Source organism: Nocardiopsis sp. TRM 82005, assembly GCF_056312425.1.
Genome location: NZ_JBWDTQ010000010.1, coordinates 15407 through 31856 on the forward strand (window position 1 = coordinate 15407; position 16450 = coordinate 31856).

Consider the following 16450-nt stretch of genomic DNA (forward strand, 5'->3'; position numbering starts at 1 on the left):
GTGGGGAGACGCGCGTGACACTCGCCGAGGGGCTGGGAGCCGAGGGCCGCGCCCTGCGGGAGGGGACCGGCTCCGACACGGTGGGCGGCCTGCTCCCCGCGCACGTGGCGCGCCCCGACGGCACCGAGGCGCTGGGGCGGGTCATGGCGGCCGCCGCGCGTGAGAAGCTGGCCGTCGTCGCGCGCGGCAACGGCACGGCCGCGGACTGGGGCGGCCTCCCCCGCCGCCTGGACCTGCTCGTGGACACCACCGGCCTGTCCTGGATCGAGCACATCGCTGGTGACCTGGTGGTGGAGGCCGGTGCGGGCACCCCCGTGGACGAGCTGTACGGGGTGCTGGCCGCCGCGGGGCAGCGGTTGTCCATGGACCCGGTGCGCGCGGGCGGCACCGTGGGCGGGATGGTCGCCACGGGTGTGAGCGGTCCGCGCCGCCTGCTCAGCGGGGCGCTGCGCGACCTGGTCATCGGCATGACGGTGGTGCGCGCCGACGGGGTGGTGGCGCGCAGCGGCGGCCGGGTGGTCAAGAACGTGGCCGGGTACGACCTGGCCAAGCTGCACACCGGCGGGCTGGGCACCCTGGGCGTGATCGCCTCGGTGGCCTTTCGCCTGTACCCGGTCCCTCCGGCCCTGCGCGTGGTGAGCCGCGAGGTTTCCTCCGCCGAGCACGCCGAACGGGCGCTGGCGGCGCTGCGGCGGAGCACGGCGGTGCCCTCGGCGGTGGAGCTGGACCAGCCCCCGGAGGGGCCGGGGCGCCTGCGGGTGGTGCTGGAGGGCACCTCGGGCGGGCTCGGAGCACGGGTGGCCGAGATCGCCCGGGCCCTGGGCGGGGAGCCGGAGGTGGCCGACGTCCTGCCCGGGGGCTGGGGCGTCCTGCCCGCCGCGGGCACGCTCGCCCTGGTGTCGGTGCCTCCCGCCGAGAGTGTCCGTGCCGCCGCTCGGGTGGGTGAGCTCTCCGGAGCGGTGAACGCGGCCGCGCACGTCAGCGGTTCGCTCCGGGCGGGGGCGCTGTACGCGTCCTTCCCCCCGGGCACCGGTGCCGGGGCGGTGGGGGAGGTCGCCGGCGGCGTGCGCTCGGTCCCCGGATGGTCGATGACCCTGTTGCGGGCGGAACCACAGGTCCACGCCGCCGGCGTCGACCTGTGGGGCGAGGTACCCGGGCTGCCGCTGATGCGGGCGGTCAAGGACTCCTTCGACCCCGACCACCGACTGGCCCCCGGACGTTTCGCGGGCGGCATCTGAAAGACCACGAGTACCGGGGAGGGCCCGTGACCGACCTACCGACCGGGGCTACGGACGAGAACGCGCGTGGGGCTCCGGACGAGCGCGAGCAACTGTTCGGCGACCTGATCGACGACTGCGTCCACTGCGGGTTCTGCCTGCCCACCTGCCCCACACACGTGTTGTGGGGGCAGGAGATGGACTCACCGCGCGGGCGCATCCACCTGATGGAGCAGACGCACACCGAGGACGTGCTGACCGAGACCGCGGTCGGGCACTTCGACAACTGCCTGGGCTGTCTGGCCTGCGTGTCCTCGTGCCCGTCGGGGGTGGCCTACGACGCCCTCATCGAGCACACCCGGCACCGGGTGGAGGCCGAGCACGAGCGGCCCCGGGGCGAGCGTGCGCTGCGGGGGGCGATCTTCACGCTCTTCCCGTACCGGCGCAGGCTGCGGTTGCTGCGCGGTCCCCTGCGCGCCTACCAGGCCAGCGGGGTGTCCTCGCTGGTGCGGCGGTCCGGGCTGCTGGAGCGGGCCTCCCCGGCCCTGGCCGCGATGGAGCGCGTCTCGCCGCCGCTGCCGCCCGCCCCGCCTCCCCTGCCGGAGCTGGTGCCCGCAGTCGGACGGGCGCGGGCCCGGGTGGGCATGCTGGTGGGCTGCGTACAGGGGGCGTTCTTCCCCGAGGTCAACACCGCGACCGCGCGCGTACTGGCCCTGGAGGGCTGCGACGTGGTCGTGCCGCGTACCCAGGGCTGCTGCGGCGCCCTCTCCGGGCACGCCGGCCGCCTGGAGGAGTCCGCCGGCTTCGCCCAGCGCCTGATCGAGGCGTTCGAGCGCGAGCGTGTGGACCGGATCGTGGTCAACTCGGCCGGGTGCGGCTCCAGCATGAAGCACTTCGACCGCACTCTGGCCGAGGCGGGCGCCGACGGGGCCTGGGTGCGCCGGGGACGTGCCCTGTCCGAGCGGGTCGTGGACCTGACCGAGTTCCTGGTGGACCTGGGCCCGCGTGCCGAGCGCCACCCCCTCCCCCTGCACGTGGCCTACCACGACGCGTGCCACCTCTCCCACGGCCAGGGCGTCACCCAGCCGCCCCGTGCCCTGCTCGCGGGCATCCCCGAGCTGCGCGTGTCCGACCTGCCCAACAAGGAGATCTGCTGCGGGTCGGCCGGGGTGTACAACCTCCTCAAGCCCGAGGCCGCCAATGAGCTGGGCGACCGCAAGGGCCAGGACGTGGCCTCCACCGGTGCGGACGTGCTGGTCTCGGGCAACCCCGGGTGCTCGCTACAGATCGCCGCCGCCATGGAGCGCGCGGGTTCTCCGGTCACCGTGACGCACACCGCCAGGGTGCTGGACGCCTCCATGCGCGGCCTGACCGTGGAGCGGCTGCTCGGCCGGAGCCGCCCCGGGGCCGGGCGTCGTCGTACTCCCGGCTCCGGAACGCTCAGGCCAGCGAGGTCTCGCCCTCGGCCACGATGACGGCCGGGCCGCGCAGCCTCGCACCGTCAGCGTCCAGGAACACGGTGCACTCGCCTCCGAGAACCCGCACGCGCCAGGTCGCGCCCTCACCGCTCGGGGTGGCGGCAGCGGCGGCGGCGACGATACCGGTGCCGCAGGAGCGGGTCTCACCGGAGCCGCGCTCGTACACGCGCATCTCCAGCACGCCCGGGGCGGTCTCGGTGTACACCTCGACGTTGGCCCCCTCGGGGAAGGCCTCGCCGTCCAGCACCGGCAGCTCGGTCAGTTCCACCTCGGCGACGGGGCCGGGCACCTCACAGGCCAGGTGGGGGTTGCCCACGGAGATCTGGGCGCCGTGCACCACCTGCCGGGCGAGCTTGGCGGAGGAGGTCCCCTGCATCTCCACACGGCCCATGTCCGTGGTGATGTCGCCGTCGGCGTCGACGCGCACCTCCTTGGCGCCGTCGCGGGTGCCCACCTCGAACCGGTCGCCCCGGATGAGCCCGGCGTGCAACAGGTAGCGGGCGAATACCCGCACCCCGTTGCCGCACATCTCGGCGACCGTGCCGTCGGCGTTGCGGTAGTCCATGAACCACTCGGCACGCTCAGCCGTGCGGGCGGCTGGTGCGAGGACCTCGCCGAGGGCACGCGTGCGCACCACGCGCAGGATGCCATCGCCACCGATACCGGCCCGTCGATCGCACAGCAGACGGACGGTCTCCTCCGTGATGTCGAGCTCCCCTTCGGGGTCGGGGAGGATCACGAAGTCGTTCTCTGTTCCGTGGCCCTTAGCGAATCGCATGCCGACCATCCTAGGGCGTGTTCGCTGGACGCCACCCGTCGCTTGGGGGCACCGCGCGCGAAGCGCGGCCGTCCGGGGCAGGCCCCCGCCTGAATACGCTGGGGGGATGATCAAGGTGATCGCGGTCGTCGGCCCGACCGCTGTGGGCAAGTCGGACCTGGCCGTCGAGATGGCCCTACGGCTGGAGGAGCGCATCGGGCGCCGGGGCGAGGTGATCAACGCCGACTCCATGCAGCTCTACGAGGGTATGGACATCGGCACCGCCAAGCTCACCGAGGCCGAGAGGCGCGGCATCCCCCACCACATGCTCGACGTCTGGGATGTCAGCGAACCCGCGGACGTGGCCAGCTACCAGGCCATGGCCCGCGACCGCGTCGAGGAGTGCGCCGACCGCGACGTCATCCCCATCCTGGTCGGCGGTTCGGGCCTGTACGTGCGGGCGGTCCTGGACCACCTGGACTTCCCCGGTACCGACCCCGCGGTCCGCGCCCGCCTGGAGACGGAGCTGGGCGACGTCGGCCCGGGCGTGCTGCACGCCCGTCTGGCCGAGTCCGACCCCGCGGCGGCGCGCGCCATCCTGCCCGGCAACGGGCGGCGGATCGTACGCGCCCTGGAGGTCATCGAGCTGACCGGCAGGCCGTTCACCGCGAACCTGCCGGACCACACCTCCTTCTACCCGTGCACGCAGATCGGTCTGACCTCCCCCCGTCACGAACTGGACGGGCGCATCGGCACCCGCGTGGACCGCATGTGGGAGCGGGGCCTCCTGGAAGAGGTCCGCCGCCTGGACGGAGAGGGGCTGCGCGAGGGCCGGACGGCCTCGCGCGCGCTCGGGTACGCACAGGCGCTCGCCCAACTGGACGGAGAGCTGTCCGAGGAGGAGGCCAGGGCGGCCACCGCCCAGGCCACCCGACGGTTCGCCCGCCGACAGGAGTCGTGGTTCCGCCGGGACCCGCGGGTGCGCTGGCTGCCCCATGACGCTCCCGACCTCCTGGAGCGTGCCCTGGCCCAGGTGGACCGGGCGCTGGCGGGTGCCTCGGAGGAGCCTGGCGAGGCACTGGTGGACGTGTCCACCTGGGTGCCCAGCGCCCAGCGCGCCACGGAGTAGCCGCCTCCTCCGCGTCCACGGGGGCCGGGCCCGACGGGGTCCGGCCCCCGTTCTGTCTCCCTGCCCGGCCTTCGGCCCGAAACCCGGTACGACCCCCTTGCCACCGCACGCCCGGCCGCCTAGTTTGACTATATGACCAGTTTTCAAATCTGGTCATCGAGTCAGTGAGGGAGGTGTGGAGATATGGTCATCGCGTCAACATGCGTGGCCAGCCCCACCATGCACACCCTCGACTCGCAGGAGCACACCGTGGCCCCGTCCACCGAACACCCATCCGTCACCGACCGCGAGCTGCGCGCCGACCGCATCCTGGACGCGGCAGAGGAACTGATAGTGGCCTGGGGCTACCGCAAGGTCACCATCGAGGACGTCGCCCGACGGGCGAAGGTCGGCAAGGGGACCGTCTACCTGCACTTCTCCACCAAGGACGCGCTGCTCATGACGGTCATCATGCGGGCACAGCTCGGCATGATCTCGCGGCTGCTGGACACCATGCGCCAGTCACCCGAGAACATCCGGCCCAGCGAGCTCGCGCGCAACCTCTACCTGCGCCAGCTCGACTCACCGATCCTGCGGTCCGTGTTCACCAGCGACACCGAGACCCTCAGCGATCTCTCACGCCGTGCGTCGGACGTGATCGGTGACGTCATCCAGGAACGGGTGGAGGCCTTGCGGACCTCCTGGGGCCTGCTACGCGAACACGGAGTACTGCGCACCGACCGATCCTTCGACGACCAGCTCTACGCCTTCAGCACGATCACGCTGGGCCATATGGTCGCCGGTCCGCTGCTGAACGAGATCCGCTTCCACGTACCGGACCACACCACCCGCGCCGACCTCATCGCCCAGAGCGTCCGGCTGCTCCTGGAGGAGGACGTCCTTCCCGAGAGCGCGCACAAGGTCCACCCCCGGGTCGTGGAGGTGTTCTCCCGCCTGGAGGGTCGGATCCGCGACGAGGTCGAACGGCAGAAACAGACCACACGCACCACGTAGACCAGGAGAGCCCATGACAGCCACGTCCTCGTCCAACGACCTCGTCGACCTGCGCTCACCCGAGTTCGCCGCCGACCCCGTCTCGGTGATCGAACGGGTCCGGGCCAGGGGCGGCTCGGCCCCGGCCCTCTTCGTGGACACCATGGAGGCCGTCCTCTTCGTCGACGACGAGGACGTGCGCACCATCCTCAGCGACCGGCGGTTCGTCCTCGACCCCGCCCACGTGTCCCAGGGGCAGGTCACCGCCAAGCGCTCCGACGCCCTGAACTCGATGGGCATCCGTCCGGACCTGGTCACCTATCTGACCGAGTCGCTCCTGGACAAGGACGGCGAAGACCACACCCGGCTGCGCAAGCTGGTCTCGCGCACCTTCACCGTGCGCCGCGTCAACGAGCTGCGGCCCAAGGTGCGGCGCATCGCCGACGACCTGCTCGCCCGCCTGCCCGAGCTCGCCGACGGGGACGGGGTCGTGGACCTCATGCCGCACTTCTCCTACCCTCTGCCGATCGCGGTGATCTGCGACCTGGTGGGGGTCCCGGAGGAGGAGCGCGCCGCCTGGCGGGAGTGGAGCGCACAGCTGCACAAGTTCGACCCCACCCGCGCCGAACTGATGAACGACGCGCTCGGCGCGATGATCGACCACATCAAGGAGATGCTCGCCGAGCGCCGCGCCGAACCGACCGACGACCTCCTCGGCGCGCTGGTCCGGGCCCGCGACGAGGACGGCGGACGCCTCAGTGAGAGTGAGCTGATCACCCTGGTGTTCACCCTGGTCGTCGGCGGACACGAGACCACCGCGCACCTGCTAGGCAACGGTGTGGAGGCTCTGCTCACCCGCCCCGAGCAGCTGGAGGCGCTCAGGTCCGACCCGGCCCTGCTGCCCTCGGCGGTCCACGAGATGCTCCGATACGGGGGCACCGCAGCGGTCAGCAAGGCCCGGTACGCGGCCGAGGACGTCCAGCTCAGGACCGGCCGCCTGGCCGCGGGGCAGCGGGCGATCGCGGTCATCGCGGGCGCCAACCGCGACCCGCGGGTCCACCCGGACCCGCACAGGTTCGACATCACCCGGCACCAGGGCCGGCCCGGCGAGGCGCACGTGGGCTTCGGGCACGGCCTCCACTACTGCCTGGGGGCGGCCCTGGCCCGCCAGGAGGGCGAGGTGGCGGTCGGGTCCCTGCTGGAGGCCTACCCCGACCTGTCACTGGTTCCCGGCCGGGAACCGCAGCGCCAGAAGACCCCGGGCACCCTGCGGATGGACAGCCTGCCCGTCCGCCTCCGCTGAGACCGGATCCGGGACGGGCGCGGCCCCGGCGCGTGTGCGCGGGGGCCGCGCCCTCCGCCCGTCGGGGCTCCCGTGGGAGCGGGAGCGGTTCAGGCGTCGCAGCAGCCGCCCGCGGCGGCGGGCTGCTCGTCCGGTACACCGATCCGGGGCATCCCCAGCAGCACGTCCGGCTTGTTCTCCGGCACCGGCTGGCCGTTGCGGGCCGCCCAGGCGTCACCCGCGCGGGTACGGCGCAGGCCCCGGACACCGGAATCGGCCACCAGGTGGTGCGGGGCGGCGTAGGTGACCTCCACGTTCACCGTGTCGCCGGGGCGCGGCTCCTCGCCGTCACCGACCGCGAAGTGCACCAGGCGGTTGTCGGGGGCGCGGCCGGACAGACGGCGGTGCTCGCCGTCCTTCTTGCCACCGCCCTCGGAGACCAGCAGCTCGACCTCGCGGCCGATCATCTTCTGGTTCTCCTCCCAGGAGATCCGGTCCTGGAGGTCGACCAGCCGCTGGTAGCGGTCCTTGACCACCTCCGGCGGCACCTGACCGTCCATGGTGGCGGCCGGGGTGCCGGGGCGCTTGGAGTACTGGAAGGTGAACGCCATGGCGAAGCGGGCCTCACGGACCACGTGCAGCGTCTCCTGGAAGTCCTCCTCGGTCTCGCCGGGGAAGCCCACGATGATGTCGGTGGTGACCGCGGCGTGCGGCATGGCGGCGCGCACCTTCTCCACGATGCTCAGGAAGCGCTCCTGGCGGTAGGAGCGCCGCATGTCCTTGAGGACCTTGCTCGACCCTGATTGCAGCGGCATGTGCAGCTGCGGCATGACGTTGGGGGTCTCGGCCATGGCCTCGATGACGTCATCGGTGAAGTCCCGCGGGTGCGGGGAGGTGAAGCGGACCCGTTCCAGCCCCTCGACCTCGCCGCAGGCGCGCAGCAGTTTGGAGAAGGCCTGCCGGTCGCCGAAGCCGCTGCCGTAGGCGTTGACGTTCTGGCCGAGCAGGGTGACCTCGCTGACGCCCTCGTCGACCAGCGTGCGCACCTCGGCGAGCACGTCGCCGGGGCGGCGGTCCTGCTCCTTGCCACGTAGCGCGGGCACGATGCAGAAGGTGCAGGTGTTGTTGCAGCCAACGGAGATCGACACCCACGCCGCGTAGGCGGACTCGCGGCGGCTGGGCAGCGTGGAGGGGAAGTGCTCCAACGACTCGGCGATCTCCACCTGCGCCTCCTTCTGGACGCGTGCGCGCTCCAGAAGGGTGGGCAGGGAACCGATGTTGTGGGTGCCGAACACGACGTCGACCCAGGGCGCGCGGCGCACGATCTCGCCACGGTCCTTCTGCGCCAGGCAGCCCCCGACGGCGATCTGCATGCCCGGGTTGGCGTCCTTGACCGGGCGCAGGTGCCCGAGGTTGCCGTACAGGCGGTTGTCGGCGTTCTCCCGGACCGCACAGGTGTTGAAGACGACGATGTCTGCGGTGGTGTCCTCGGCTGCGTGCGCGTACCCAGCGTCCTCCAGCAGACCGGAGAGGCGCTCGGAGTCGTGGACGTTCATCTGGCAGCCGTAGGTCCGCACTTGGTAGGTACGACTCTGGCTCACGCCCCCAGGCTATCCGGTACCGCGGACTACGCGGAGCCCGTCGGCGCACTGGTTCGCGGGGCGAGTGCGCGTTCCGTCCCGTCGCACCCTCCTCGGGCGGCCGCCCCTGCGGCACGCTCCGCCGGACCCGCCCGCGCCGACCTGGGCCTGTGCGGGCGACCCGGGCACAACGGGGAGTCCGCGCGCCTCCGCGAAGACCCATGTGAGACGCTGAAGCACGAAACCGCGACAGGGAGCGACAAACGCGCACTTGATCGCCCAAGCGGGTAACAGTTTCGCCGATCACGCCGTAACAAGTCTACTACTCCGTAGACGAGCGGCGATTTTGTGATGACACGGCAATATGGACCCGTTAGGTTCCGAACATGACCTCAAGTCCTCTCGTCGTGCTGGAGAACGTCAACAAGCACTTCGGCGACCTGCACGTGCTCCGCGACATCAATATGACGGTGAACTCCGGCGAGGTGGTAGTCGTCATCGGGCCGTCCGGCTCCGGCAAGTCGACCCTGTGCCGCACGATCAACCGCCTGGAGCCCATCGACACCGGTGTGATCGCCCTGGACGGGCAGCCACTGCCCGCCGAGGGGCGTGGCCTGGCCAAGCTCCGCAGCGACGTGGGCATGGTCTTCCAGTCGTTCAACCTGTTCGCGCACAAGACGGTGCTACAGAACGTGACGCTGGGGCCCACCAAGGTTCTGCGCATGAGTAAGGCGGAAGCCGACAAGCGCGGCATGGAACTGCTGGACCGTGTGCGGATCGGCAACCAGGCGGACAAGTACCCGGCACAGCTCTCCGGCGGCCAACAGCAGCGTGTGGCGATCGCCCGCGCCCTGGCGATGAACCCGAAGGTGCTCCTCTTCGACGAGCCAACCTCCGCCCTGGACCCGGAGATGGTCCAGGAAGTCCTCGACGTCATGACCGATCTGGCCAGTGAGGGCATGACGATGGTCGTGGTCACCCACGAGATGGGGTTCGCGCGCCGCGCGGCCAACCGTGTCATTTTCATGGCCGACGGACAGATCGTCGAGGAGAACACCCCGGACGAGTTCTTCACCAACCCCCGATCCGAGCGGGCCCAGGACTTCCTTTCCAAGATCCTGACCCACTAGGTTTCACCGCGTTCTTCGCACGAACCAAGGAAGAGGTACCCCAACATGCGAGTTCGTCGCATCAGCAGCATCCTGGGCGGCACCGCGGCCCTGGCCCTCGCCCTCAGCGCCTGTGGCACCTCCGACGTCGGCGGTGGCGACGGCGGCGGCGGTGACGACGGCAACGGCGAGAGCATCACCATCGGCGTCAAGTACGACCAGCCGGGCCTGGGCCTCCTCGATGGCGACGCCCCCGTCGGCTTCGACGTGGACGTGGCCACCTACATCGCCGGTGAGCTGGGCTACTCCCCCGAGCAGATCGAGTGGGCCGAGGCCGCCTCCGCCAACCGCGAGTCCTTCCTCCAGCAGGGCACCGTCGACATGGTGATCGCCACCTACTCGATCACCGACGAGCGCCGCCAGGTCGTCGACTTCGCGGGGCCGTACTACGTCGCCCAGCAGGACATCCTGGTGAACGCCGAGAACGACGACATCCAGGGCCCCGACGACCTCGAGGGCAAGGTGCTGTGCTCGGCCTCCGGCTCCCGGTCGGCCCACAACATCGTCGACGACATGGACATCGACGCCGAGCTGCGCGAGGCCGGCAACTACTCGGAGTGCCTGGAGCTGCTCGGCAACAACACCGTCGACGCGGTGACCACCGACAACACCATCCTCGCGGGCTTCGCCGCGCAGAACCCCGACACCTACCGCATGGTCAACAACCCGTTCGGCGAGGAGAAGTACGGCGTCGGCCTGCCCGCCGGCTCCACCGAGCGGTGCGAGGAGGTCAACGCGGCCATCACCAAGATGTGGGATGAGAGCTTCGCGACCGACGCCCTCGACGACGCCTTCGGCTCCACGGACTTCGCCTACGAGGAGTCCACCCCCGAGATCGAGGACTGCCAGTAACCCCCCTCGTCTACTGACCGTACGCCTTGCGGCGGGACCGGGCTCCGGTCCCGCCGCTCGGCCCTTGACCGGCTGGGACCCATGGAAGCCTTTCTCAGCAATATCGACAGGGTTGTCGACGGTTTCTCATGGACCGTCCGGCTCACCCTCTTCAGCGCCTTCTTCTCCTTCGTCCTGGGTATCCTGCTCACCGCGATGCGGGCCTCCCCCGTCCCGCTGCTGCGCGGTCTGGCCACCGCCTACGTCGAGGGCATCCGCAACACGCCCTTGACCCTCGTCCTGCTGTTCTGCGGGCTGGGCCTCAACAGCGCCCTGCGCCTGAGCATGGCTGACTCCGTCGCGTGGGACGTCTTCTGGTGGGCGGTCATCGGGCTGTCCGCCTACACCTCCTGCTTCGTCTCGGAGTCACTGCGCGCGGGCATCAACACGATCCCCCTCGGCCAGGTGGAGGCGGCCCGGTCCCTGGGCCTGACCTTCACCCAGAACCTGCGGCTGATCGTCATCCCGCAGGCGCTGCGCACCGTCGTCGGCCCGCTGGGCAGTGTGCTCATCGCGCTGACCAAGAACACGACCGTCGCCTCTGTCGCGGGACTGGGCGTTCAGGAGGCGTCCAGGGAGATGAAGCTCATGTTCGACCAAGGGATCGCGCCGGTCCTGCCGACCTTCGTCGGCTTCGCGCTCGGCTTCCTGATCCTGACCCTGCCGATGGGCTACTTCTTCGGGTGGCTCTCCAAGCGCGTGGCGGTGGTCCGATGAGTGCGCAGAGCTCCGTCCTCTTCGACGCGCCCGGCCCCAGGGCCCGCGCACGCAACGTCGTCTACACCGTCGCCACCCTGATCCTGTTCGCGGTCGGCCTGGCGATCCTGTACCTGGGTTTCAACAACACACTGCGGGAACGGGAGACGTCCCTGTTCGACCCGGCCACCTGGGCCGTCAACCCGAACGGCCAGTGGGCGGCCCCCATGTGGGAACCGTTCCTGCGTCCTGGGACATGGACCGACTACGTCCTTCCGGGCCTACAGAACACCCTGACCGCGGCCCTGACCGCCTCGGTCCTGGCGATCACCTTCGGCCTGGTGTTCGGTATCGGCCGCATGTCCGAGCACTGGTGGATCCGTATCCCGGCCGGTGCCGTCGTGGAGTTCTTCCGCGGCATTCCGCTGCTCATCCTGATCTTCTTCACGATGGCGCTGCCGATCGTGGCCTACCAGGTGTTCAGCATCCCCACCGGCACCTTCCAGGTGACCGCTCTCGTCGCCGTCGTCACGGGTCTGACCCTGTACAACGGCTCCGTGCTGGCGGAGGTGTTCCGCGCGGGCATCCTCGCCGTGCCCAAGGGACAGTCCGAGGCGGCACAGGCCGTCGGGATGACCAGGAGCCAGAACATGTGGCTGATCCTGATCCCGCAGGCGATCACGGCGATGATGCCCGCGATCGTCGCGCAGCTGGTGGTCCTGCTCAAGGACTCCGCGCTCGGCTACATCGTCGCCTTCCCCGAGCTGCTGCGCAGCTTCACGCTGCTGGCCACACGCGAGAGCAACGTGATCCCCGCGGCGATCGTCTGCGCGATCATCTACATCGCCATCAACCTGAGCCTGAGCCGGTTCGCTATCTGGCTGGAGCGGCGCAACTCCCGCCGGGGCAGGGTCTCGGCCAAGCCCGTGGACACCGAGGAGGCTCTGGTGGGGACCGGCACGGCCACCGGCGCCGCGGGCGCCGTCGCCGTGGAGCCCACGGTGCAGGAGCCCCTGCCGGACACGCTCAGCGAGGACGGGCGCGCCGAGCCCGGTGACGAGGCGGACGGCGACGCCACAGGCGACGACGGCCCCAGTGACGGGCGGGGCTGACCCCTCCCCTCCGGTCCACACGGCCCCGTCCGCGTCCTGAAAGGTCGCGGGCGGGGCCGTCGCCGTCTCCGCCACCTCTCGGTGCTGCGCAGGGAAGCATCTGAGGGCTAAGGTCGACATGTCATCTGATCGAACCCACGACCCACCCTGAGCGGACATGTCTGAACTGTCGAGCCCTCACGGCTCCTGGCCATCGCCCATCAGCGCCGGTGACGTCGCCCGAGGAGTGCGGCGCATGGCGTTCCCGTCCGTCGTGGGCGGGGAGGTCTGGTGGGAGGAGAGCCGCCCGGACGAGGGACGAACCACCCTCATGCGGCGCGACGCCGACGGAACGGTGACCGAGCTGCTGCCCTCCCCCTGGAACGTCAGCACCCGGGTGCACGAGTACGGGGGACGCACCTACCTGCCGGTCCCCCGCCGCGACGACAAGGCCATCGCCCGTATGGGCGTGGTGTTCTCCTCCTCCGCCGACCAACGCCTGTACCTGCTGGAGCGCGGTTCCCAGGAGCCGGTGGCTCTGACCCCCGAGGACGACGCGGCCTCGCGCTACGCCGACCCCGCGCTGAGCGCGGACGGGCGCAGCGTGCTGTGCGTACGCGAGCGGCACGAGGACGGCTCGGTCCGCCGCTCGGTGGTGTCGGTGCCGTTGTCGGGCCGGGGCTCGCAGGACCCCTCGGCGGTGCGCGAGCTGGTCTCAGGCGCGGACTTCTACGCCTCGCCCACTCCGTCGCCGGACGGCGCCCACCTGGCGTACGTGCGGTGGAACCACCCGAGGATGCCGTGGGACGGCAGCGAACTGCGGGTGGGCACCCTGGACGAGACAGGCCTGTCCGGTGAGTACACGCTCAAGGGCGGCGTGGACGAGTCGGTGGTCTCCCCGACCTGGGCGGACGACTCGACGCTGTACGTGGCCTCCGACTGGCCGGGCTGGTGGAACCTGTACCAGGCTCGGTTGGCCGGACAGGCGATCGCGCTGTACCCGGCCGAGGAGGAGTTCCACGCGCCGCCGGGACGGCTGGGCAACCGGTCGTTCTGCGTACTGGACTCCGGTCGGCTCGTGACACTGCACGGGCACGCGGACATGACCCCGAGCGTGTACGACCCCGACACCCTGGACCTGGCACCGGTACGGACCGAACTGACCACGTGGTCGATGCTGGACACCGACGGACGCACCGCGGTGGCGGTGGCCTCGTCGCCGACCGAGCCGCAGTGCCTGGTGCGGCTGGACCCCGACTCGGGGAGTGTGGAGGTGCTGCGCCGGGCCGCTGAGGACGAGAGGCTGCCGGACGCCGCCTACCTGCCGGTTCCCCGGCAGGAGACGCTGCCGGGAAGGTACGGGGCACCGGTGCACGCGAACGTGTACCCGCCGACCAACCCCGATGTCGTGACGGACGGTCCCGCCCCGTACGTGGTGTGGGCGCACGGCGGACCGGTGTCAGCGAGCACACTGGAGTTCGATCTGGTCAAGTCCTACTTCACCAGCCGGGGCATCGGTGTGGTGGACGTCAACTACGGCGGTTCCACTGGATACGGACGCTCATACCGCAAACGCCTGCACAAGGAGTGGGGCGTGGCCGACGTGGAGGACTGCGTGGCCGCCGCGCGTGCGCTGGTGGAGCGCGGGGAGGCCGATCCGGAGCGGCTGGCCGTCCGCGGGCCCAGCGCGGGCGGGTACACGGCGCTGATGGCACTGACCGGGGACACGTTCGCGTGCGGGGTGTCCCTCTTCGGCGTGACGGACCTTCTGGGGTTCAGCGAGACCACGCACGACTACGAGTCCCGGTTCCTGGACTCCCTGGTGGGGATACTGCCGGGGTTCGCGGAACGGTACCGGGAGAGGTCGCCGGTCAACCGGGCCGGGGACATCGACGCACCGGTACTGCTGCTCCAGGGCCTGGAGGACAAGGTGGTGACGCCGGACCAGGCCACGGCGATGGCGACGGCGCTGGGGCGGCGCGAGGTGCCGTACGCGCTGCTGGAGTTCGAGGGAGAGGCACACGGGTTCACCGCGCAGGACGTGCGGATCCGATCGCTGGAGGCGGAGCTGGCCCTCTACGCGCGGGTGTTCGGGTTCGAGACGGACGCGGCGCCGCTGGAACTGGTGACCACCCCGCCGGAGCCACGCCCGGAGCCCGGGCCGGAGACCTCCACGGACGAAGCCGAACCGGTGGCCGGGAGCTCCGAAACCGCGGAAGGGGTGCCCGCGACGTCCGAAGCCGCAGGAGAGGTGCCCGCGACGCCCGAGGCCGTCGACGGTGGCGCGGAGGAAGCGCCGCGTCCCACCGGTGCCGAGGCCCCCGCCAGCTCCGAGTGAACCGGAGCGCGCACGGGCCCGCCACCACGTCTGTCCCGGCCGCGGTGCCCGGGAGGGCGCGGTCCCCCCGTCCGGGGGCGGCGTTCGCGAAGCGGACGGTTCAGAGGTCGGGCTCGTGCAGGTCGGCGTCCACGCCCTCGCGTTCGAGTTCCTCGCGGACCATCCGGTAGGACAGGCCCGACGAATAGCCCTTGCGGGCGAGCGCACCCAGGGTGCGGCGGACCCGGGTCTCCCTGTCCTTGCCCCGGCTGGCGGCCAGGCGGCGGCGGGCCAGGTCGCGGGCGGCCTCCTCCTCGTCCTGGTCGCTGAGCTCGCTGACGGCCTCCTGGACGGTGTCCTCCTCCACGCCGCGGGTGCGCAGCTCCCGGGCCAGCGCGCGGCGGGACAGGCGCCTGCCGTGGTGGCGGGAGGATACCCAGGCTTGGGCGAAGGCCGCGTCATCGATCAGTCCGGCCTCGCTGAACGTGCCCAGGACCGAGGTGATGACCTCCTCGGGGAACTCCCTGCGGTGCAGCGCCCGTTCCAGCTGGGCACGTGTGCGCGGGGAGTGGGTGAGCATCCGCAGGACCAGGGCCCGGGCCCTGGTCTCGGGATCCTCCCCGGACGGGCGCGGCCCGTCCGGGGAGGGGTCGTCCTGCGGGGCTCCGGAGCGGGGCCGACCCTGGGACCGGCTCCCCTCACGCATCCGTCGTGGGCGCCTTGGTGGGCTTGGCCGCGGCGCGCTTGGCGGGTGCCTTGGCGGAAGCCGTGTCCGCGGCCTCCTTGTCAGCGGCCGGTGCCGTGGCCTCCTTGGCGGTGTCGGCGGCCGGCCCGGAGGCGCTGTCGTCACCCTTGGCGGGCACGCCCAGCTTCTCCTTGATCTTCTTCTCGACCTCGTTGGCCACGTCGACGTTCTCGTTCAGGAAGGCGCGCGAGTTCTCCTTGCCCTGGCCCAGCTGGGTGCCGTCGTAGGTGTACCAGGCCCCCGACTTGCGCACGATGCCGTGTTCCACGCCCAGGTCGATGAGGCTGCCCTCCCGGGAGACGCCCACACCGTAGAGGATGTCGAACTCGGCCTGTTTGAAGGGCGGGGCCACCTTGTTCTTGACGACCTTGACGCGGGTGCGGTTGCCGACGGCGTCGGTGCCGTCCTTGAGCGTCTCGATACGGCGCACGTCCAGGCGCACCGACGAGTAGAACTTCAGCGCCCGGCCACCGGTGGTGGTCTCGGGCGAGCCGAACATCACGCCGACCTTCTCACGCAGCTGGTTGATGAAGATCGCGGTGGTGCCGGTCTGGTGCAGCGCACCGGCGATCTTGCGCAGCGCCTGGGACATCAGGCGGGCCTGCAAGCCGACGTGGCTGTCGCCCATCTCGCCCTCGATCTCGGCGCGGGGCACCAGGGCCGCCACGGAGTCGATGACGATGATGGAGATCGCGCCCGAGCGGATCAGCATGTCGACGATCTCCAGCGCCTGCTCACCGGTGTCCGGCTGCGAGAGCAGCAGGTTGTCGGTGTCGACGCCGATCTTCTTGGCGTACTCCGGGTCGAGCGCGTGCTCGGCGTCGACGAAGGCGGCGATACCGCCCATCTGCTGCGCGCCGGCCACCGCGTGCAGGGCGACGGTCGTCTTTCCGCTCGACTCGGGGCCGAAGATCTCGACGACGCGGCCCTTGGGGATGCCACCGATACCAAGGGCGACGTCAAGGGCGATCGCCCCGGTGGGGATCGCCTCGATCGGCGGACGGTCATCGTCTCCCAGACGCATGACGGAGCCCTTGCCGAACTGCCGCTCGATCTGGGCGAGTGCTGTGTCGAGAGCCTTGTCTCGGTCTCCGGATGCCACGGGATACCCCTGTTGTTGGGTCGA

At 71.0% G+C, this 16450-nt stretch carries 14 protein-coding genes; 10 read left to right on the forward strand and 4 right to left on the reverse strand.

The annotated features are described in order from the left end of the window. Window positions 1-14 precede the first annotated feature (14 nt). Complete coding sequence (locus AC0T5L_RS06585) at window positions 15-1238, forward strand: FAD-binding oxidoreductase (protein ID WP_476164482.1); 1224 nt, start codon at window positions 15-17, stop codon at window positions 1236-1238. Window positions 1239-1264: 26 nt separating this feature from the next. Then, window positions 1265-2692: a (Fe-S)-binding protein gene (locus AC0T5L_RS06590; RefSeq protein WP_476164483.1), complete on the forward strand. Its 1428-nt coding sequence runs from the start codon at window positions 1265-1267 to the stop codon at window positions 2690-2692. On the opposite strand, the gene dapF is transcribed toward AC0T5L_RS06590, so the two are convergent. Further along, window positions 2658-3482 carry a diaminopimelate epimerase gene (gene dapF / locus AC0T5L_RS06595; protein WP_476164484.1) on the reverse strand — a complete coding sequence of 275 codons (825 nt, stop codon included), beginning with the start codon at window positions 3480-3482 and terminating at the stop codon, window positions 2658-2660. The two genes, AC0T5L_RS06590 and dapF, sit on opposite strands and share 35 nt — an antisense overlap. A gap of 97 nt (window positions 3483-3579) precedes the next feature. Here dapF and miaA point away from each other — a divergent pair, with 97 nt between their 5' ends. The 3 genes from miaA to AC0T5L_RS06610 all read left to right on the forward strand — a co-directional run bounded on the left by miaA (window position 3580) and on the right by AC0T5L_RS06610 (window position 6856). Continuing rightward, window positions 3580-4581, forward strand: a complete 1002-nt coding sequence (gene miaA, locus AC0T5L_RS06600) for a tRNA (adenosine(37)-N6)-dimethylallyltransferase MiaA (RefSeq protein ID WP_476164485.1) — start codon at window positions 3580-3582, stop codon at window positions 4579-4581. Between the two features lie 183 nt (window positions 4582-4764). Beyond that, on the forward strand, window positions 4765-5574 hold the full coding sequence (locus tag AC0T5L_RS06605) for a TetR/AcrR family transcriptional regulator (RefSeq protein ID WP_476164486.1): 810 nt from the start codon (window positions 4765-4767) through the stop codon (window positions 5572-5574). A 13-nt stretch (window positions 5575-5587) separates the two neighbouring features. Beyond that, complete coding sequence (locus AC0T5L_RS06610) at window positions 5588-6856, forward strand: cytochrome P450 family protein (RefSeq protein ID WP_476164487.1); 1269 nt, start codon at window positions 5588-5590, stop codon at window positions 6854-6856. A gap of 89 nt (window positions 6857-6945) precedes the next feature. Here AC0T5L_RS06610 and miaB read toward each other — a convergent pair whose 3' ends face one another. After that, complete coding sequence (gene miaB, locus AC0T5L_RS06615; RefSeq protein WP_476164672.1) at window positions 6946-8412, reverse strand: tRNA (N6-isopentenyl adenosine(37)-C2)-methylthiotransferase MiaB; 1467 nt, start codon at window positions 8410-8412, stop codon at window positions 6946-6948. 389 nt (window positions 8413-8801) lie between these two features. On the opposite strand from miaB, the gene AC0T5L_RS06620 reads away from it, so the two are divergent. The 5 genes from AC0T5L_RS06620 (at window position 8802) to AC0T5L_RS06640 (ending at window position 14600) form a co-directional block, all read left to right on the forward strand. Beyond that, window positions 8802-9545 carry an amino acid ABC transporter ATP-binding protein gene (locus tag AC0T5L_RS06620; protein WP_476164488.1) on the forward strand — a complete coding sequence of 248 codons (744 nt, stop codon included), beginning with the start codon at window positions 8802-8804 and terminating at the stop codon, window positions 9543-9545. 45 nt (window positions 9546-9590) lie between these two features. Continuing rightward, complete coding sequence (locus AC0T5L_RS06625; protein WP_476164489.1) at window positions 9591-10436, forward strand: glutamate ABC transporter substrate-binding protein; 846 nt, start codon at window positions 9591-9593, stop codon at window positions 10434-10436. Window positions 10437-10517: 81 nt separating this feature from the next. Further along, window positions 10518-11192 (forward strand): amino acid ABC transporter permease, encoded by a 675-nt coding sequence (locus tag AC0T5L_RS06630; RefSeq protein ID WP_476164490.1) that lies wholly within the window; start codon window positions 10518-10520, stop codon window positions 11190-11192. After that, window positions 11189-12283, forward strand: a complete 1095-nt coding sequence (locus tag AC0T5L_RS06635) for an amino acid ABC transporter permease (protein WP_476164491.1) — start codon at window positions 11189-11191, stop codon at window positions 12281-12283. Before AC0T5L_RS06630 ends, AC0T5L_RS06635 begins: the two co-directional genes overlap by 4 nt. Before the next feature lie 157 nt (window positions 12284-12440). After that, entirely contained in the window at window positions 12441-14600 is a 2160-nt protein-coding gene (locus AC0T5L_RS06640; protein ID WP_476164492.1) for a S9 family peptidase, read from the forward strand. A 100-nt stretch (window positions 14601-14700) separates the two neighbouring features. Here the strand turns inward: AC0T5L_RS06640 and recX are convergent, their stop codons facing one another. Continuing rightward, window positions 14701-15285 carry a recombination regulator RecX gene (gene recX, locus AC0T5L_RS06645; RefSeq protein WP_476164493.1) on the reverse strand — a complete coding sequence of 195 codons (585 nt, stop codon included), beginning with the start codon at window positions 15283-15285 and terminating at the stop codon, window positions 14701-14703. Beyond that, the gene (gene recA / locus AC0T5L_RS06650; RefSeq protein WP_476164494.1) at window positions 15278-16426 is read right to left on the reverse strand and encodes a recombinase RecA; all 1149 of its coding nucleotides are present in this window, start codon (window positions 16424-16426) and stop codon (window positions 15278-15280) included. The genes recX and recA overlap by 8 nt, the downstream gene beginning before the upstream one ends. Window positions 16427-16450 lie beyond the last annotated feature (24 nt).

What these genes read in the sequence shown, in the direction of transcription:
- AC0T5L_RS06620 (WP_476164488.1), top strand. Translation starts at nt 8,802, where the DNA reads ATGACCTCAAGTCCTCTCGTCGTGCTGGAGAACGTCAACAAGCACTTC.
- AC0T5L_RS06605 (WP_476164486.1), top strand. Translation starts at nt 4,765, where the DNA reads ATGGTCATCGCGTCAACATGCGTGGCCAGCCCCACCATGCACACCCTC.
- AC0T5L_RS06635 (WP_476164491.1), top strand. Translation starts at nt 11,189, where the DNA reads ATGAGTGCGCAGAGCTCCGTCCTCTTCGACGCGCCCGGCCCCAGGGCC.
- AC0T5L_RS06630 (WP_476164490.1), top strand. Translation starts at nt 10,518, where the DNA reads ATGGAAGCCTTTCTCAGCAATATCGACAGGGTTGTCGACGGTTTCTCA.
- AC0T5L_RS06640 (WP_476164492.1), top strand. Translation starts at nt 12,441, where the DNA reads ATGTCTGAACTGTCGAGCCCTCACGGCTCCTGGCCATCGCCCATCAGC.
- AC0T5L_RS06610 (WP_476164487.1), top strand. Translation starts at nt 5,588, where the DNA reads ATGACAGCCACGTCCTCGTCCAACGACCTCGTCGACCTGCGCTCACCC.
- AC0T5L_RS06625 (WP_476164489.1), top strand. Translation starts at nt 9,591, where the DNA reads ATGCGAGTTCGTCGCATCAGCAGCATCCTGGGCGGCACCGCGGCCCTG.
- miaA (WP_476164485.1), top strand. Translation starts at nt 3,580, where the DNA reads ATGATCAAGGTGATCGCGGTCGTCGGCCCGACCGCTGTGGGCAAGTCG.
- dapF (WP_476164484.1), bottom strand. Translation starts at nt 3,482, where the DNA reads ATGGTCGGCATGCGATTCGCTAAGGGCCACGGAACAGAGAACGACTTC.
- recX (WP_476164493.1), bottom strand. Translation starts at nt 15,285, where the DNA reads ATGCGTGAGGGGAGCCGGTCCCAGGGTCGGCCCCGCTCCGGAGCCCCG.